Here is a 13,646-nt window from a genome sequence, read left to right as displayed (position 1 = left end):
TCAGTGCGGGACAATGGCGCCAAGCAATCGGGAAAAAGAGGCCAGTATGACCGCCACCGAAGACAAGTTCACCCGCGAGACGATTACCGCCGTCTGGCCCTGGAGCGACAACCTCTTCAGCCTGAGGACCACCCGCGACCCGCGCTTTCGCTTCCGCGCCGGCCAGTTCGCCCGCCTGGGGGTACGCAAGGCCGATGGCGACGTGGTCTGGCGCGCCTACTCCATGGTCTCGGCCCCCCATGATGAATTCCTCGAATTCTTCTCCATCGTGGTGCCCGGCGGCGCCTTCACCAGCGAACTGAGCCGCCTGCGCGAGGGTGACGAACTGCTGGTGGAAAAGCAGCCCTACGGCTATCTCACCCTGGAGCGCTTCGGCGGCGGTCGCGATCTCTGGCTGCTGGCCACCGGCACGGGCCTCGCGCCCTTCCTGTCGATGCTGCAGGAGCCCGACACCTGGGAGCGCTTCGAGCGCATCGTACTGGTCTACAGCGTGCGCGAGGTCCGCGACCTGGCCTATCAGGAAGTCATCCAGGGCTACGGCCAGGTGGAGCATCTCGAAGGCCTCACCGATCGGCTGGTCTATGTACCCGTGGTGACGCGCGAAGACCATCCCGGCGCCCTGCGCGGCCGCATCACCAGCCTGATCGAGAACGGCGAGCTGGAGCGCGCGGCCGGCGTGGCGTTTTCCCCCGAGCATTCGCGCATCCTCATCTGCGGCAATCCGGAGATGGTCGACGACACCCGCCAGTTGCTCAAGACCCGCGATCTGCAACTGGCGCTGAGTCGCCGGCCGGGACAGGTGGCGGTGGAAAACTATTGGTAGCTTGCCCGCTGCAACCCTTGGCAGCCCGCGAACTTGACGTTTTCTTCACAATTGGAAAAGGTTGGACCTTTAGCTTTTCGCCAGCCTTGCTCTAGGATCGGAAGCTCCAAGGTTACCTTCCGAGTCCCGATGAGCAGTGACAGATCCGAGCCGCCCCCGGCCCCCTGGCCAGGTGCGGCTGACACCCCCTCCCGCTTTCTTTCCTCCGCGGCCGTCCGGCCCTCTCCTGCGGAGGCCCGCTGCTGATGGAATGGATCGCCGATCCCACCGCCTGGTTGGGACTGCTCACCCTGATCGTCCTGGAAATCGTTCTGGGCATCGACAACCTGGTCTTCATCGCCATCCTCGCCGACAAGCTGCCGCCCGCGCAGCGTGACAAGGCGCGGGTCATCGGCCTGTCGCTGGCGTTGATCATGCGCCTGGGCCTGCTGGCCAGCATCTCCTGGATGGTGACCCTCACCGAACCGCTGTTCGAGGTGTTCGGCAAGGCCTTCTCCGGCCGCGACCTCATCATGCTGTTCGGCGGTATCTTCCTGCTGTTCAAGGCCACCACCGAGCTGCACGAACGCATCGAGGGCCATACCCACAAGACCGGTGGCAGCCGCGCCTACGCCGCCTTCTGGCCGGTGGTGGCGCAGATCGTGGTGCTCGACGCCGTGTTTTCGCTGGACGCCGTCATCACCGCGGTGGGCATGGTCGAGCACCTGAGCGTGATGATGATCGCCGTGATCATCTCCATCGGCCTGATGCTGGTGGCGAGCAAGCCGCTGACCGCCTTCGTCAACGCCCACCCCACGGTGATCATGCTGTGCCTGGGCTTCCTGATGATGATCGGCCTGAGCTTGACCGCCGAGGGCCTGGGTTTCCACATTCCCAAGGGTTACCTCTACGCCGCCATCGGTTTCTCGATCCTCATCGAGCTGGCCAACCAGGTGGTGCGCTGGAAGCGCAAGCGGCAGTTGCACGAACGCCTCGGCATGCGCGAGCGCACCTCCCAGGCCGTGCTGCGGCTGCTGGGTGGGCGCCTGCGCGAAGACGAGGTGGACGAGGACATCGCCGAGCTGATGGACGGCGAGAAGGGCGAAGGCCCGGTGTTCGATCGTCGTGAGCGGCTGATGATCAGTGGCGTGCTGCAGCTGGGCGAGCGACCGGTGCGCACGGTGATGACCGCCCGCGCCGACGTCGACATCCTCGATGCCGACGCCGCGCCCGAGCGCCTGCGCGCGCAACTGCTGGCCTCGGCCCATTCGCGCCTGCCGCTGGTGGTCAACGGCAACATCGACGAACCCCTGGGCTACGTGCACAAGAAGGAACTGTTCGCCGACATCCTGCAGGGCCAGACCCCCGACCTGCGCAACCGGGTGCGTACCCCCATCCACCTGCCGGCCCAGGCCACGGTGCTGGGCGCCCTGGAGCAACTGCGCGCGGCCTCGACCCACGTGGCCTTCGTGGTCAACGAATTCGGTGGCTTCGAGGGCCTACTGACCCTTACCGACATCCTCGAGGCCATCGCAGGCGAATTGCCGGACGCCAGCGAAGACAGCATTCCGGAACTGGAAAAGGTGGAGAATGGCTATCGCGCCAGCGGGGGCCTGAACCTGCATCCCCTGGCCCAGCGTACCGGTTTCCAGATCGCCGAAAACGAGGATTACCAGACCCTCGGCGGGCTGGTGGTGGACCTGCTGGGACGGCTGCCGGTGGCGGGCGATCGCCTGGAATACCAGGGCTGGCAGTTGACGGTCGAGTCGGTCAAGGATCGGCGGATCGGCTGGATCCGCCTGGAACGACCCGCCTCCGAGTGAGGCGGGTGCTTTCGGTAAGCCTATTCAACGGCGCCGAGCCAGAGCCGAACAAGGCCTAGGTGGCTCTGCGAAAAGCCCTGCGGAAGAAGATCGGATCCGCGCTCTGGTTCAAGACGGGTAACTGAGCATCCCGGCGGGGACGCCCAGGCGAGGCTGGCGACCCAGGGGCTGTTCAACGCCGGTTGGCTGACGCGCAGCCGCCTTTGAAAGGCTTACAGCGGGTTGATCGGCGGGTCCTGCTTCACCACGGGAGCCGCGGTCGGCTGGCTGTTCTGTTCCTTCAGCAGGTCGCGGATTTCGGTCAGCAGCACCTGGTCCTTGGTCGGGCCGGAAGGCGCGGCGTCCTGGTGCAGGCGCAGGCGATTGAGCACCTTGATCGCCATGAAGATGGCGAAGGCGATGATCACGAAGTCGAAGATGGTCTGCAGGAACTTGCCATAGGACATCACCACCGCCGGCTGGTCGCCCACGGCTGCCCGCAATGTGATCGCCAACTGCGAGAAGTCCACGCCGCCCAGCAACAGGCCCAGCGGCGGCGTGATGATGTCGGCCACGAAGGACGACACTATCTTGCCGAAGGCGGCGCCCAGGATGATGCCGACCGCCAGGTCGACCACGTTGCCTCTCATGGCGAACTTCTTGAACTCGGCGAGAATACTCATGCTGCACTCCTTTGATTGATTTCGAAGAGACGATAGCCGATTTTGACCGCTTCGTTCGGCTTTGGAACCTTGCTAACGGTCTCCAGGTTCCCCAGACGTGGCAAATCCCCTGGCGGTCGGCAGCTGGTCGCGGCTGTCGCACTTTGGCGAAGGGCTTGGGTCCACCCTTGTACGACGAGGGCAAGGGCCCTCGCGAACCCGACATTCCGAACCCAGGAGCCTTCGATGGTTGCCAAACACGACCTGCACAAAGACTTTCCCGAATACGCCGAGCAGCTCGACAGCCGTCCGCAGTCCGATCCGGCCTTCGCCAAGCTGCTGGAGGACTACCAGCAGCTCGACCAGCAGATCCTCGATCTGGAAGCGGTGGAGGAATCCAGTGGCGATGAAGAGCTGGGCCGCCTACGCCGGGAGCGGGTGCTGCTCAAGGACAAAATCGCCCAGCAGCTGAAATACCCGTCCTAGAAACCGTCGGCTCGGCGCCGGTCGTCGAGCCTCGCTTATCGCGATTGGCAAGGGCCGCTGGCGTTGCCATCATGGCTTCCTTTGGAGAGGAGCCGATGACCAACGAAGTAGCGATGTACCAACAGTGGCACCTGTGGATCACCGAAGCGGCCGTAGAAGAACAGCGCCGTCTCGTGCAACGGGAGTTCGCGGAATACAGCAGGTTGCTGGCCGAGTTGCAGCAGCTGGAAGAGGAACGCTGGCAACAGCTGCTGCCCAGCTGGCTGCAGCGAGGCTTCGCGGACGTCTCGCTGCTCAAGCACTGACCCGGCGTCGCCAGGTCGCGCGAATCTTGGTGACATCACGCTGAACGTCCGGCGCTGACAGACGGTCAATGGGTTACCCCAGACGAGTTTCGCGGGGTGAGCGAGGTTAATCCGGCCTACCCGGCCCTCCCAACGAGGATGTCCCCATGAAGCGTACCGCCCTGATCGCCCTGATGATGTTCGCCGCCGCCCCCGTGTTCGCCAAGGATCTCTGTGCGGTCCAGCTGCAGAAGCTGGATGACGCCAGCAAGATGAAGACCAACATGATCGGTCCGGGCAGCTCCCAGGCCAACCAGATCGCCGAATTCCGCAAGAACGCCATGGCCGCCCAGAAGGCCGGTGACGAGAAGAAGTGCATCGCTCAGGCCAACCAGGCGCTGACCATGCTGCGTCAGCCGGGTGGCGAGGGCAACTAGTCCTCCAGCCGGCAGGCCAGAGAGGCGCGCTCCCCAGGGATCGCGCCTTTTTACTGTCTATGCATCCAGTCGTGGTATGCTGAACGCCTTTCCTTCTCGACTGGAGAATTCCACCATGGCCAAGGCCAAGCGTCTCTACGGCTGCACCGAATGCGGCGCCACCTTTCCCAAGTGGGCAGGCCAGTGCGGCGAGTGCGGCGCTTGGAACACCCTGGTGGAAACGGTGGTCGAGACCTCCGCGGTGCCCTCCGGGCGGGCCGGCTGGGCCGGTCAGCAGGCGACCATCAAGACCCTGGCCGAGGTCAGCGTCGAGGAAACCCCGCGCTTCACCACCGATTCCACCGAGCTCGATCGCGTCCTCGGTGGTGGCCTGGTGGACGGCTCCGTGGTGCTGATCGGCGGCGATCCCGGGATCGGCAAGTCCACCATCCTGCTGCAGACCCTCTGCCACCTGGCCGCGCGCATGCCGGCGCTCTATGTCACCGGTGAGGAATCCCAGCAGCAGGTGGCCATGCGCGCGCGCCGCCTGGGCCTGCCGGAAGACAAGCTCAAGGTGATGACCGAGACCTGCATCGAGACCATCGTCGCCACCGCGCGCCAGGAAAAGCCGCGGGTCATGGTGATCGACTCCATCCAGACCATCTTCACCGAGCAGCTGCAATCCGCCCCCGGCGGCGTGGCCCAGGTGCGCGAGAGCGCGGCGCTGCTGGTGCGCTTCGCCAAGCAGACCGGCACCGCCATCTTCCTGGTCGGCCATGTCACCAAGGAAGGCGCCTTGGCCGGACCGCGAGTGCTGGAGCACATGGTCGACACCGTGCTCTATTTCGAGGGCGAATCCGACGGCCGCCTGCGCATGCTGCGGGCGGTGAAGAACCGCTTTGGCGCGGTCAACGAACTGGGCGTGTTCGGCATGACCGACAAGGGCCTCAAGGAGGTCTCCAACCCTTCGGCGATCTTTCTCAATCGCGCCCAGGAGGCAGTGGCCGGCAGCGTGGTCATGGCCACCTGGGAGGGCTCGCGGCCCATGCTGGTCGAGGTCCAGGCGCTGGTCGACACCAGTCACCTGGCCAATCCACGGCGGGTCACCGTCGGTCTCGACCAGAATCGCCTGGCCATGCTCCTGGCGGTGCTGCACCGCCACGGCAGCATTCCCACCTACGACCAGGACGTCTTCATCAACGTGGTCGGCGGGGTCAAGGTGCTGGAGACGGCGGTGGATCTGGCGCTGATGTCCGCGGTGATCTCCAGCCTGAGGGACCGCGCCCTGCCGCACGACCTGCTGGTATTCGGCGAGATCGGCCTGTCCGGCGAAATCCGCCCGGTGCCGAGCGGTCAGGAGCGCCTGAAGGAGGCCGCCAAGCATGGCTTCAAGCGTGCCATCGTGCCCAAGGGCAATGCGCCCAAGGATCCGCCGCCCGGTCTGCAGGTGGTGGCGGTGACCCGTCTGGAGCAGGCCCTGGATGCGCTGTTCGAATAGCCTGCCCCGCTTTCGTAATATTTTTTAAAACTCTTGGCGGGGCAGGGTGGTCTATCGGGCGCTTCCATGATCCCGGATAACCGCCATGTCTCGTCTGCTCCCGCTCTCCCTATTGTTCGCCGGTCTTGCCACCTGTGCTCTCGCCCAGGCGGCCGATCCCAATGCTGCCGCCCCGGCCAGCCTGGAAGTGGACCAGCTGGAATGGCAGCATGCCGACGAGGGCAGCGTCTTCAATTGGGACCTGGAAGGCTGGGCCTTCGGCGGGGGCGCCAATCGGCTGGATTTCCGCAGCCAGGGTGAGCGCACCAATGGCCACACCGAGCAGGCCGAGGCGCAGGCGCTCTGGGGACATGTGCTGACCAAGGGCTGGGGCACCGTCGCCGGTATCCGCCAGGACTTCAAGCCAGGCTCGCCACAGACCTGGGCGGCCCTGGGCATCCAGGAGCACGATCCCGAGGACCTCGACGTCGAGATCACCGCCTTCTTTGGCGAGAACAACCAGACCGCGCTGCGTCTCGAGGCCGAATACGACTGGTCGCTGACCCAGCGGCTGATCCTCCAGCCGCATACCGAACTCAATTTCTACGGCCGCAACGACGAGGCCCGCGGCCAGGGTGCCGGCTTCGCCGAGAGCGAAGCCGGCCTACGGCTGAGGTACCAGGTGACGCCCGAGGTCGCGCCCTATGTCGGCGTTTCCTGGAACGCCACCCACGGCAACACGGCCGCCATGGCACGGGAAGAGGGCGAAGACACCCACGACGCCCGCCTGGTGGTAGGTCTGCATCTGGAATTCTGAGTCCGGGAACGTTGGGCTTAGCTGCGCTCAACCTGACTTACGATCACCGTAGGTTGGGTTGAGACGGCTCCATCATCGAAGCCCAACAGGGCAACCTTGAATCCCAGGTACCGTTGGGCTTCGCTTTCGCTCAACCCAACCTACGGGTGCCGGCCCCTGGTGTAGGTTGGGTTGAGACGGCTCCATCGTCGAAGCCCAACAGGGCAACCTTGAACCCCGGGCGCCGTTGGGCTTCGCTAACGCTCAATCCAACCTACGGGTGCCGGCCCCTGGTGTAGGTTGGGTCGAGACGGTTCCATCGTCGAAGCCCAACAGGGCACCCTTGAATCCCAGGCGCCGTTGGGCTTCGCTAACGCTCAACCCAACCTACGGGTGCCGGCCCCTGGTGTAGGTTGGGTTGAGACGGCTCCATCGTCGAAGCCCAACAGGGCAACCTTGAATCCCAGGCACCGTTGGGCTTCGCTTTCGCTCAACCCAACCTCCTCATGCCTTGCCTACCGCGCGCCCAAGGCCGCCAGTTCGCGCTCCAGCAGCATCTCGTCGCCGAGGTTTAACTCCACCAGGCGGCGCAGATGACTGATGGAGTCCAGATCGATCTGCCGGCAGGCGAAGGCCAGCTGGGCCGGGGTTTCTCGTACCAGCTCCACGTCCATGGCCACCTGGGTCTCGTCGTTGAGCAGGATGTGCAGCTGATAGGTCGCGCTCGGTTGCGCCGTCCAGTCGGCGGGGCGGGCCAGCAGCACGCCCTTGAGCGAGATGTCATCCACTGGGGCGGCCCACTGGCGTTCACCCTGGTGCAACTGCGCGGGTGCATCGAAGGTGAAGCGGGTAAAGCGGCGACGCTCGGTGGTGTCGTTCATGGACTGGCTTCCTGAGGTTTCCTGATCACTGTAGACGACAGCCGTCGCCTCGTATCGACTTCCCGCGCGAGGGTAGCCGGCCTGGCGCCAGGGGGCCAGAGCGAGACGGCTCGTCGGTCACCTGGACGCGAGCAATGGCCTGGCGTCAGCGGCGGACCCCGTCTTCGGCGCGCCAACCGTATTCCCGCGCGTGCCGGACCAGATCGGCCGGCTTCTGGATGTCCAGCTTGCGGCGGATGCTCAGGCGATGGGTTTCCACCGTGCGCACGCTGAGCTGCAGCTGCTGGGCCATGGCCTTGTTGTTGAGCCCCTGGGCCATGAGCAGCAGTACCTGGCGCTCGCGCGGGGTGAGATCCTGCTCACTGGCGCCGCCTTCACCCAGGCGGGCCGCGATGGCCTGGCTGTAGAAGCGCCCACCCACCGCCAGGGCCTCGACGGCGGCGATGATCTCTTCGGAAGGGGCGTCCTTGAGCACATAGCCGGCTGCGCCAACCCGCAGCGAGGTGCTGACGTACTCGCGGTTGTCGTACATGCTCAGGATCAGCACCCGGGCGCGTGGGGCGCGGGCGGTGATCTGGGCGGTCAGCTCCAGGCCGTTCATGTCCTTGAGGCCGATATCCACCAGCAGGATGTCCGGATCCAGGGGCTCCAGCAGGTCGAGGGCTTCCTCGCCACTGCTGGCCTCGCCGACCACCGCGAAGCGCTCGATGGTGCCGAGCAAGGCCCGGACCCCGGCGCGGACCAGGGCATGGTCGTCGACCAGGACGATGCGGATCGGCGTCATGTCGGGCTTTCCTCGTCGGCGGGGAGGTCGGAGCGTAGCAGAACCACGTCCAGGGTCGTGCCGCCAGGGCCGGACTGGATGGCGCACCGGCCGCCGAACAACTCCACTCGCTCGCGGATATTGCGCAGGCCGATCCCGCCACTGAGACGGTCCACCTGGCTGGTGTCGAAGCCGCGGCCGTCATCGTGCACGGCCAGGCAGATCCAGCGGCCGCGCCGTTGCAGGTCGAGGGTCACGTGCTGGGCGGCAGCATGGCGCTCGATGTTGGTCAGGGCCTCCTGGACGATGCGAAACAGGGCGACGTCCAGCTCGCCGCCCGCCGGACTGTCTTCCAGGCCCTGCCGGTAGTCCACGGCCAGCCCACTGCGCTGGCGGAACTCTTCCACCAGCTGGCCCAGCGCGGCGGGCAGGCCGAGGGTGTCCAGCAGCGAGGGGTGCAGGTCGTGGGAGATGCGCCGGATCTCGCCGATGGCGGCGGCTAGGCGCTGGGTTCCTTCGCGCAATGTCTCGCCAGCGCTGGCCTTGCCCGCGCCCAGTTCGCGGTTGGCCAGTTCGAACTGGAACTTGATGGAAACCAGCAGTTGGCTGATGCCGTCGTGCAGTTCCCGCGACAACCGCGAGCGTTCTTCCTCCTGGGAGGTGATGAGTCTCTGGGTCAGTTGCTTGAGCTTGCGGTCGGCCAGGCGATGCTCGCTGACGTTGAGCGTCAGCCCGCCGGCGAACACCAGCAGCACCGCTACCAGCGCCACCCCGGCGCTGGCCAGCAGGGTGGTGCGGATCCCGGCGCCCACGTCATGGCGTACCTGGGCGAGCGCGGCGTCCACGTCGTCCAGGTAGAGCCCGGTGCCCAGTACCCAGCCCCAGCGCCGCAGCTGGGTCACGTAGGCGAGCTTTTCCGCCATTTGGCCGCTGGAGGGCTTCTGCCAGCCGTAGCGCTGGAAGCCATCGCCCTGGCTGGCGCTGTGCAGCAGCGCCTGGATCACCAGCAGGCCGTTGCCGTCGGTCAGTTGCCAGAGGTCCTGGCCGACCAGTTCCGGCTGGCGCGGGTGCATGAGGTTGCGCCCGTGCTGGTCGTAGACGAAGAAGTAGCCGTCGCTGCCGAAGTTCAGGCTGGCCAGCAGCGCCAGCACCCTGGCCTTGGTCTCCTCGTCGTCGCGGCCACTGCCGTACAGCGGCTGGATGGCGCTGACGCCCATCTCCACATAGTTGCGCAGCTCGGTCTTCTTGCTGCCGAGGATGCTGTGTTCGAGCAGGTGCGCCTGCTGCTCGCCGAGGCGCTGGCTCTGTTCCAGCACCACCAGGCAGACCGCCGCCACCGCCAGCAGCAGGGGTAGCAGTCCGAGGGCGACCATCTTGTATTTGAGCTGCATCGGCACCTGTCCGGGCTGCCCGCTACGTAGAACTACGTAGCGGGCCTTGGGTAGTTCTGCGAATTTCGCTGTCGCGTCGCGCCGCCGATAGTAGTATGGCTCCGCAGTGGGCTCTCACAATAACAAGTATCGCCGCGGCCACCGGTGCGCGGCAGGAGAACAAGAATGACCCGAATGGCCAGCCATCTTGCCTGGTTCGCCGTTGCCGTACTGGGCGCCTTCGCGCTGGGTACCGTGGCGCTGAGTCGAGGCGAAGCGATCAATGCCCTCTGGATCGTGGTCGCCGCCGTGGCGATCTACCTCGTTGCCTACCGCTACTACAGCCTGTTCATCGCCACCAAGGTGATGGGGCTCGACGCCAAACGCGCCACGCCCGCCGTGCTCAACAACGACGGCCTGGACTACGTGCCCACCAACAAGCACATCCTCTTCGGCCACCACTTCGCCGCCATCGCCGGCGCCGGTCCGCTGGTGGGCCCGGTGCTCGCCGCCCAGATGGGCTACCTGCCCGGCACCCTCTGGCTGATCGCCGGGGTGGTCTTCGCCGGCGCGGTGCAGGACTTCATGGTGCTGTTCCTCTCCACCCGCCGCAACGGCCGCTCCCTGGGCGACATGGTGCGCGAGGAGATGGGCCGCATCCCCGGCACCATCGCCCTGTTCGGCTGCTTCCTGATCATGATCATCATCCTCGCCGTGCTGGCGCTGATCGTGGTCAAGGCCCTGGCCGAGAGCCCCTGGGGCATGTTCACGGTGATCGCCACCCTGCCGATCGCCATGTTCATGGGCGTCTACATGAGATACATCCGCCCCGGCCGCATCGGCGAGATCTCGCTGATCGGCGTGGTGCTGCTGCTGGCTTCCATCTGGGCCGGTGGCGTGGTCGCCGCCGATCCGGTGTGGGGCCCGGCCTTCACCTTCACCGGCGTGCAGATCACCTGGATGTTGATCGGCTACGGCTTCGTCGCCGCCGTGCTGCCGGTCTGGCTGGTGCTGGCCCCGCGTGACTACCTGTCCACCTTCCTCAAGATCGGTACCATCATCGCCCTGGCCATCGGCATCCTGGTGACCATGCCGATGCTGAAGATGCCGGCCCTGACCCAGTTCGTCGACGGCACCGGGCCGGTGTGGAAGGGCACCCTGTTCCCCTTCCTGTTCATCACCATCGCCTGTGGCGCGGTGTCCGGCTTCCATGCGCTGATCAGTTCGGGCACCACGCCCAAGCTGATCGCCAAGGAGACCCACGCCCGCTACATCGGCTATGGCGCCATGCTGATGGAGTCCTTCGTCGCCATCATGGCCATGGTCGCCGCCTCGGTGATCGAGCCGGGCGTCTACTTCGCCATGAACAGCCCGGCCGCCGTGGTCGGTGCCGACGTGGTCTCGGTGGCCGCCAAGATCAGCACCTGGGGCTTCGTGGTGACGCCCGAGATGCTGCAGGCCACCGCCACCGAGATCGGCGAGCACACCATCCTGGCCCGTGCCGGGGGGGCGCCGACCCTGGCGGTGGGCATCGCCCAGATCATGCACAACGTGCTGCCGGGCGAGAACACCATGGCCTTCTGGTACCACTTCGCCATCCTGTTCGAGGCGCTGTTCATCCTCACCGCGGTGGACGCCGGCACCCGCGCCGGGCGCTTCATGCTGCAGGACCTGCTGGGCAGCTTCGTCCCGGCGCTCAAGAAAACCGACTCCTGGACCGCCAACGTCATCGGCACCGCTGGTTGCGTCGCCCTCTGGGGCTGGCTGCTCTACCAGGGCGTGGTCGATCCGCTGGGTGGCATCAACACCCTCTGGCCGCTGTTCGGCATCTCCAACCAGATGCTCGCTGGTATCGCCTTGATGCTGGGCTCGGTGGTGCTGATCAAGATGAAGCGCCAGCGCTATGTCTGGGTCACCCTGGTGCCGGCCGTGTGGCTGCTGATCTGCACCACCACCGCCAGCCTGATCAAGCTGTTCGATAGCAATCCGGCGGTCGGCTTCCTCGCCCTGGCCAAGAAGTACAACACCGCCCTGGCCCAAGGCCAGGTGATCGCGCCGGCCAAGAGCCTGGAGCAGATGCAGCACATCGTCTTCAACGCCTACACCAACGCCACCCTGTCGGTGCTGTTCCTGGTGGTGGTGATGAGTATCCTGTTCTTTTCCATCAAGGTCGGTCGCGCCGCCCTGGCCAAGCCCGAGCGCAGCGATCGCGAGACCCCCTTCCAGCCGGCGGCGGGCGTCTAAGGAGAATCCTCATGTTCAATGACCTGGGACGCATGGGCAAATACCTCGGGCAGGCCGCCAAGATGCTGGTGGGCATGCCCGACTACGACACCTACGTCGAGCACATGCGCGGCAAGCATCCGGATCAACCGGTGATGAGCTACGAGGCCTTCTTCCGTGAGCGCCAGGAAGCGCGTTACGGTGGCGGCAAATCGGGCGCCATCCGCTGCTGCTGACCCAGGATCGCTTCAAGGCCGGGCTCGATGCCCGGCCTCTTTCTGTCTGGAGTTTTCCATGAACGAACCCATTCCCGTCACCGTTCTGACCGGCTTCCTCGGCGCCGGCAAGACCACCCTGCTCAAGCACATCCTGCAGGCCGAGCACGGCCTGAAGATCGCCGTGATCGAAAACGAATTCAGCGCCCTGGACGTCGACGGCGAACTGCTCGAAGACGCTGGCGCCGTGCAGCTGATGAAGGTCGCCAATGGCTGCGTCTGCTGCACCGGCAGCAAGGATCTCGCCTACGCCCTGACGGTGCTGCTGGAGCGCCTGGACAGCGGTGAGCTGGACTTCGAGCGCCTGGTGGTGGAGTGCACCGGCCTGGCCGATCCCGGTCCGGTGGCCCAGACCTTCTTTACCGACGACCTCCTGCGCGAACGCTATCTGCTCGACGGGGTGCTGACCCTCGTGGACGCCGTCCATGCCAGCGAGCAGTTGAGCGATCCGCTGCTGCAGGCGCAGATCGGCTTCGCCGATCGCCTGCTGCTGACCAAGCTCGACCTGGCCGAGCCGGCTGCCGTCGAGGCGCTGGAAAATCGCCTGCAACGCATCAACCGCCGCGCCCCCATCCGTCATGTCGACCATGGGCGCATCGAGCTGGCCGAATTGCTGGATATCCGCGGCTTCAACCTGCACGACGAGGACCTGGCAGCGCCGACCCTGTTCCGCCCGCTACGGCCGGTCGCGGAGGCCGTCAGCCTCACCGAACGCATCCAGTCCATCGCCATCCGCGAGCCGCGCCCCTTCGACCAGGCCAAGATCAGCGGCGTGATGGAGATGCTGCTCGATACCCTCGGCTGCGACCTGCTGCGCTACAAGGGGCTGCTCAACATCGCCGGCGAGGATCGCCGCCTGCTGTTCCAGGGCGTGCAGCAGATCTATGCCGCCGACTGGGAGCGCGACTGGCTGCCGGACGAGGCGCGCGAAAGTCGCGTCGTGCTGATCGGCATGGACCTGCCGGAAGAGCGCATCCGCGCCGCCTTCGAGCGGGCGGTGGCACGCGCCTGAGGCGGGCTGGACATCCAGCAACGTATTCCGGGACGGGCAGGAATACTCAGGGCGGCCAGGCGGACAAACTGCAGGCTGCCTTCGACAAGGGCTTCAGGCGGCGCCCCAGCGCAGTGGCTGCCCTGTTAAGGCGGTGTTAAGGGATACCGGGTTAATAACGCCTGACGAGGCTTAAGGCCACGGAACGAAGTATCCCTCACCGAGGACTCTCTGCATGCTGCTGCTATGGCAAGCCTTGGCCACCGGTGGCCTGATGATGCCGGGCTCGTTGCTGGTCGAGCTCTGGTTGCCGCACCAGGAGACGCGCGCGCGACGCTGGTGGCGACGGGTTGCCTATTCCTGTCTGGGCGGTCTGGCCGGCATCGCCGGGCGGCTGTTAGTGGGCTGGTCCTAGGCC

General features: G+C 65.8%; 15 protein-coding genes. 11 read left to right on the top strand and 4 right to left on the bottom strand.

The genetic code is table 11. The features are described 5' to 3' along the window. The first annotated feature begins 46 nt into the window (after positions 1-46). The gene (locus ACYJP6_RS15930) at positions 47-823 is read left to right on the top strand and encodes a ferredoxin--NADP reductase (protein ID WP_459476001.1); all 777 of its coding nucleotides are present in this window, start codon (positions 47-49) and stop codon (positions 821-823) included. Positions 824-1,068: 245 nt separating this feature from the next. After that, positions 1,069-2,625, top strand: coding sequence for a TerC family protein (locus tag ACYJP6_RS15925; RefSeq protein ID WP_459476000.1), 1,557 nt, complete (start codon positions 1,069-1,071; stop codon positions 2,623-2,625). Positions 2,626-2,837: 212 nt separating this feature from the next. Here ACYJP6_RS15925 and mscL read toward each other — a convergent pair whose 3' ends face one another. Continuing rightward, positions 2,838-3,287, bottom strand: a complete 450-nt coding sequence (gene mscL / locus ACYJP6_RS15920; protein ID WP_459475999.1) for a large-conductance mechanosensitive channel protein MscL — start codon at positions 3,285-3,287, stop codon at positions 2,838-2,840. A gap of 225 nt (positions 3,288-3,512) precedes the next feature. Here mscL and ACYJP6_RS15915 point away from each other — a divergent pair, with 225 nt between their 5' ends. The 5 genes from ACYJP6_RS15915 (at position 3,513) to ACYJP6_RS15895 (ending at position 6,746) form a co-directional block, all read left to right on the top strand. Then, on the top strand, positions 3,513-3,752 hold the full coding sequence (locus ACYJP6_RS15915) for a YdcH family protein (protein ID WP_145007737.1): 240 nt from the start codon (positions 3,513-3,515) through the stop codon (positions 3,750-3,752). A 95-nt stretch (positions 3,753-3,847) separates the two neighbouring features. Continuing rightward, on the top strand, positions 3,848-4,057 hold the full coding sequence (locus ACYJP6_RS15910) for a hypothetical protein (protein WP_459475998.1): 210 nt from the start codon (positions 3,848-3,850) through the stop codon (positions 4,055-4,057). Positions 4,058-4,203: 146 nt separating this feature from the next. Next, positions 4,204-4,473 (top strand): hypothetical protein, encoded by a 270-nt coding sequence (locus ACYJP6_RS15905; RefSeq protein WP_459475997.1) that lies wholly within the window; start codon positions 4,204-4,206, stop codon positions 4,471-4,473. A 115-nt stretch (positions 4,474-4,588) separates the two neighbouring features. Continuing rightward, positions 4,589-5,950: a DNA repair protein RadA gene (gene radA, locus ACYJP6_RS15900; RefSeq protein WP_058760248.1), complete on the top strand. Its 1,362-nt coding sequence runs from the start codon at positions 4,589-4,591 to the stop codon at positions 5,948-5,950. Between the two features lie 85 nt (positions 5,951-6,035). Beyond that, positions 6,036-6,746: a copper resistance protein B gene (locus ACYJP6_RS15895; RefSeq protein ID WP_459475996.1), complete on the top strand. Its 711-nt coding sequence runs from the start codon at positions 6,036-6,038 to the stop codon at positions 6,744-6,746. Positions 6,747-7,240: 494 nt separating this feature from the next. Here the strand turns inward: ACYJP6_RS15895 and ACYJP6_RS15890 are convergent, their stop codons facing one another. The 3 genes from ACYJP6_RS15890 to ACYJP6_RS15880 form a co-directional block, all read right to left on the bottom strand. Next, positions 7,241-7,606, bottom strand: coding sequence for a PilZ domain-containing protein (locus tag ACYJP6_RS15890; protein WP_459475995.1), 366 nt, complete (start codon positions 7,604-7,606; stop codon positions 7,241-7,243). Between the two features lie 145 nt (positions 7,607-7,751). Continuing rightward, positions 7,752-8,390 carry a response regulator gene (locus tag ACYJP6_RS15885; RefSeq protein ID WP_459475994.1) on the bottom strand — a complete coding sequence of 213 codons (639 nt, stop codon included), beginning with the start codon at positions 8,388-8,390 and terminating at the stop codon, positions 7,752-7,754. After that, positions 8,387-9,760: a cache domain-containing protein gene (locus ACYJP6_RS15880; protein WP_459475993.1), complete on the bottom strand. Its 1,374-nt coding sequence runs from the start codon at positions 9,758-9,760 to the stop codon at positions 8,387-8,389. The genes ACYJP6_RS15885 and ACYJP6_RS15880 overlap by 4 nt, the downstream gene beginning before the upstream one ends. Positions 9,761-9,925: 165 nt before the next feature. Between ACYJP6_RS15880 and ACYJP6_RS15875 the strand changes: the two genes are divergently transcribed. The 4 genes from ACYJP6_RS15875 (at position 9,926) to ACYJP6_RS15860 (ending at position 13,643) form a co-directional block, all read left to right on the top strand. Further along, the gene (locus ACYJP6_RS15875) at positions 9,926-11,983 is read left to right on the top strand and encodes a carbon starvation CstA family protein (RefSeq protein WP_145007751.1); all 2,058 of its coding nucleotides are present in this window, start codon (positions 9,926-9,928) and stop codon (positions 11,981-11,983) included. An 11-nt stretch (positions 11,984-11,994) separates the two neighbouring features. Beyond that, positions 11,995-12,198, top strand: a complete 204-nt coding sequence (locus tag ACYJP6_RS15870) for a YbdD/YjiX family protein (protein WP_007162682.1) — start codon at positions 11,995-11,997, stop codon at positions 12,196-12,198. A 58-nt stretch (positions 12,199-12,256) separates the two neighbouring features. Beyond that, positions 12,257-13,249: a GTPase gene (gene yjiA, locus ACYJP6_RS15865; protein ID WP_459475992.1), complete on the top strand. Its 993-nt coding sequence runs from the start codon at positions 12,257-12,259 to the stop codon at positions 13,247-13,249. Positions 13,250-13,463: 214 nt separating this feature from the next. Continuing rightward, positions 13,464-13,643, top strand: coding sequence for a hypothetical protein (locus tag ACYJP6_RS15860; protein WP_459475991.1), 180 nt, complete (start codon positions 13,464-13,466; stop codon positions 13,641-13,643). The last annotated feature ends 3 nt before the right edge of the window (positions 13,644-13,646 follow it).

The organism is Pseudomonas sp. No.117 (assembly GCF_054558395.1).
The sequence above is the reverse complement of the archived record's forward strand: the minus strand, read 5'-3'. Positions and strand labels throughout refer to the sequence as shown.

What these genes read in the sequence shown, in the direction of transcription:
- ACYJP6_RS15875 (WP_145007751.1), top strand. Translation starts at nt 9,926, where the DNA reads ATGACCCGAATGGCCAGCCATCTTGCCTGGTTCGCCGTTGCCGTACTG.
- ACYJP6_RS15860 (WP_459475991.1), top strand. Translation starts at nt 13,464, where the DNA reads ATGCTGCTGCTATGGCAAGCCTTGGCCACCGGTGGCCTGATGATGCCG.
- yjiA (WP_459475992.1), top strand. Translation starts at nt 12,257, where the DNA reads ATGAACGAACCCATTCCCGTCACCGTTCTGACCGGCTTCCTCGGCGCC.
- ACYJP6_RS15930 (WP_459476001.1), top strand. Translation starts at nt 47, where the DNA reads ATGACCGCCACCGAAGACAAGTTCACCCGCGAGACGATTACCGCCGTC.
- ACYJP6_RS15895 (WP_459475996.1), top strand. Translation starts at nt 6,036, where the DNA reads ATGTCTCGTCTGCTCCCGCTCTCCCTATTGTTCGCCGGTCTTGCCACC.
- ACYJP6_RS15925 (WP_459476000.1), top strand. Translation starts at nt 1,069, where the DNA reads ATGGAATGGATCGCCGATCCCACCGCCTGGTTGGGACTGCTCACCCTG.
- ACYJP6_RS15880 (WP_459475993.1), bottom strand. Translation starts at nt 9,760, where the DNA reads ATGCAGCTCAAATACAAGATGGTCGCCCTCGGACTGCTACCCCTGCTG.
- ACYJP6_RS15890 (WP_459475995.1), bottom strand. Translation starts at nt 7,606, where the DNA reads ATGAACGACACCACCGAGCGTCGCCGCTTTACCCGCTTCACCTTCGAT.
- mscL (WP_459475999.1), bottom strand. Translation starts at nt 3,287, where the DNA reads ATGAGTATTCTCGCCGAGTTCAAGAAGTTCGCCATGAGAGGCAACGTG.
- radA (WP_058760248.1), top strand. Translation starts at nt 4,589, where the DNA reads ATGGCCAAGGCCAAGCGTCTCTACGGCTGCACCGAATGCGGCGCCACC.
- ACYJP6_RS15905 (WP_459475997.1), top strand. Translation starts at nt 4,204, where the DNA reads ATGAAGCGTACCGCCCTGATCGCCCTGATGATGTTCGCCGCCGCCCCC.
- ACYJP6_RS15915 (WP_145007737.1), top strand. Translation starts at nt 3,513, where the DNA reads ATGGTTGCCAAACACGACCTGCACAAAGACTTTCCCGAATACGCCGAG.
- ACYJP6_RS15910 (WP_459475998.1), top strand. Translation starts at nt 3,848, where the DNA reads ATGACCAACGAAGTAGCGATGTACCAACAGTGGCACCTGTGGATCACC.
- ACYJP6_RS15885 (WP_459475994.1), bottom strand. Translation starts at nt 8,390, where the DNA reads ATGACGCCGATCCGCATCGTCCTGGTCGACGACCATGCCCTGGTCCGC.
- ACYJP6_RS15870 (WP_007162682.1), top strand. Translation starts at nt 11,995, where the DNA reads ATGTTCAATGACCTGGGACGCATGGGCAAATACCTCGGGCAGGCCGCC.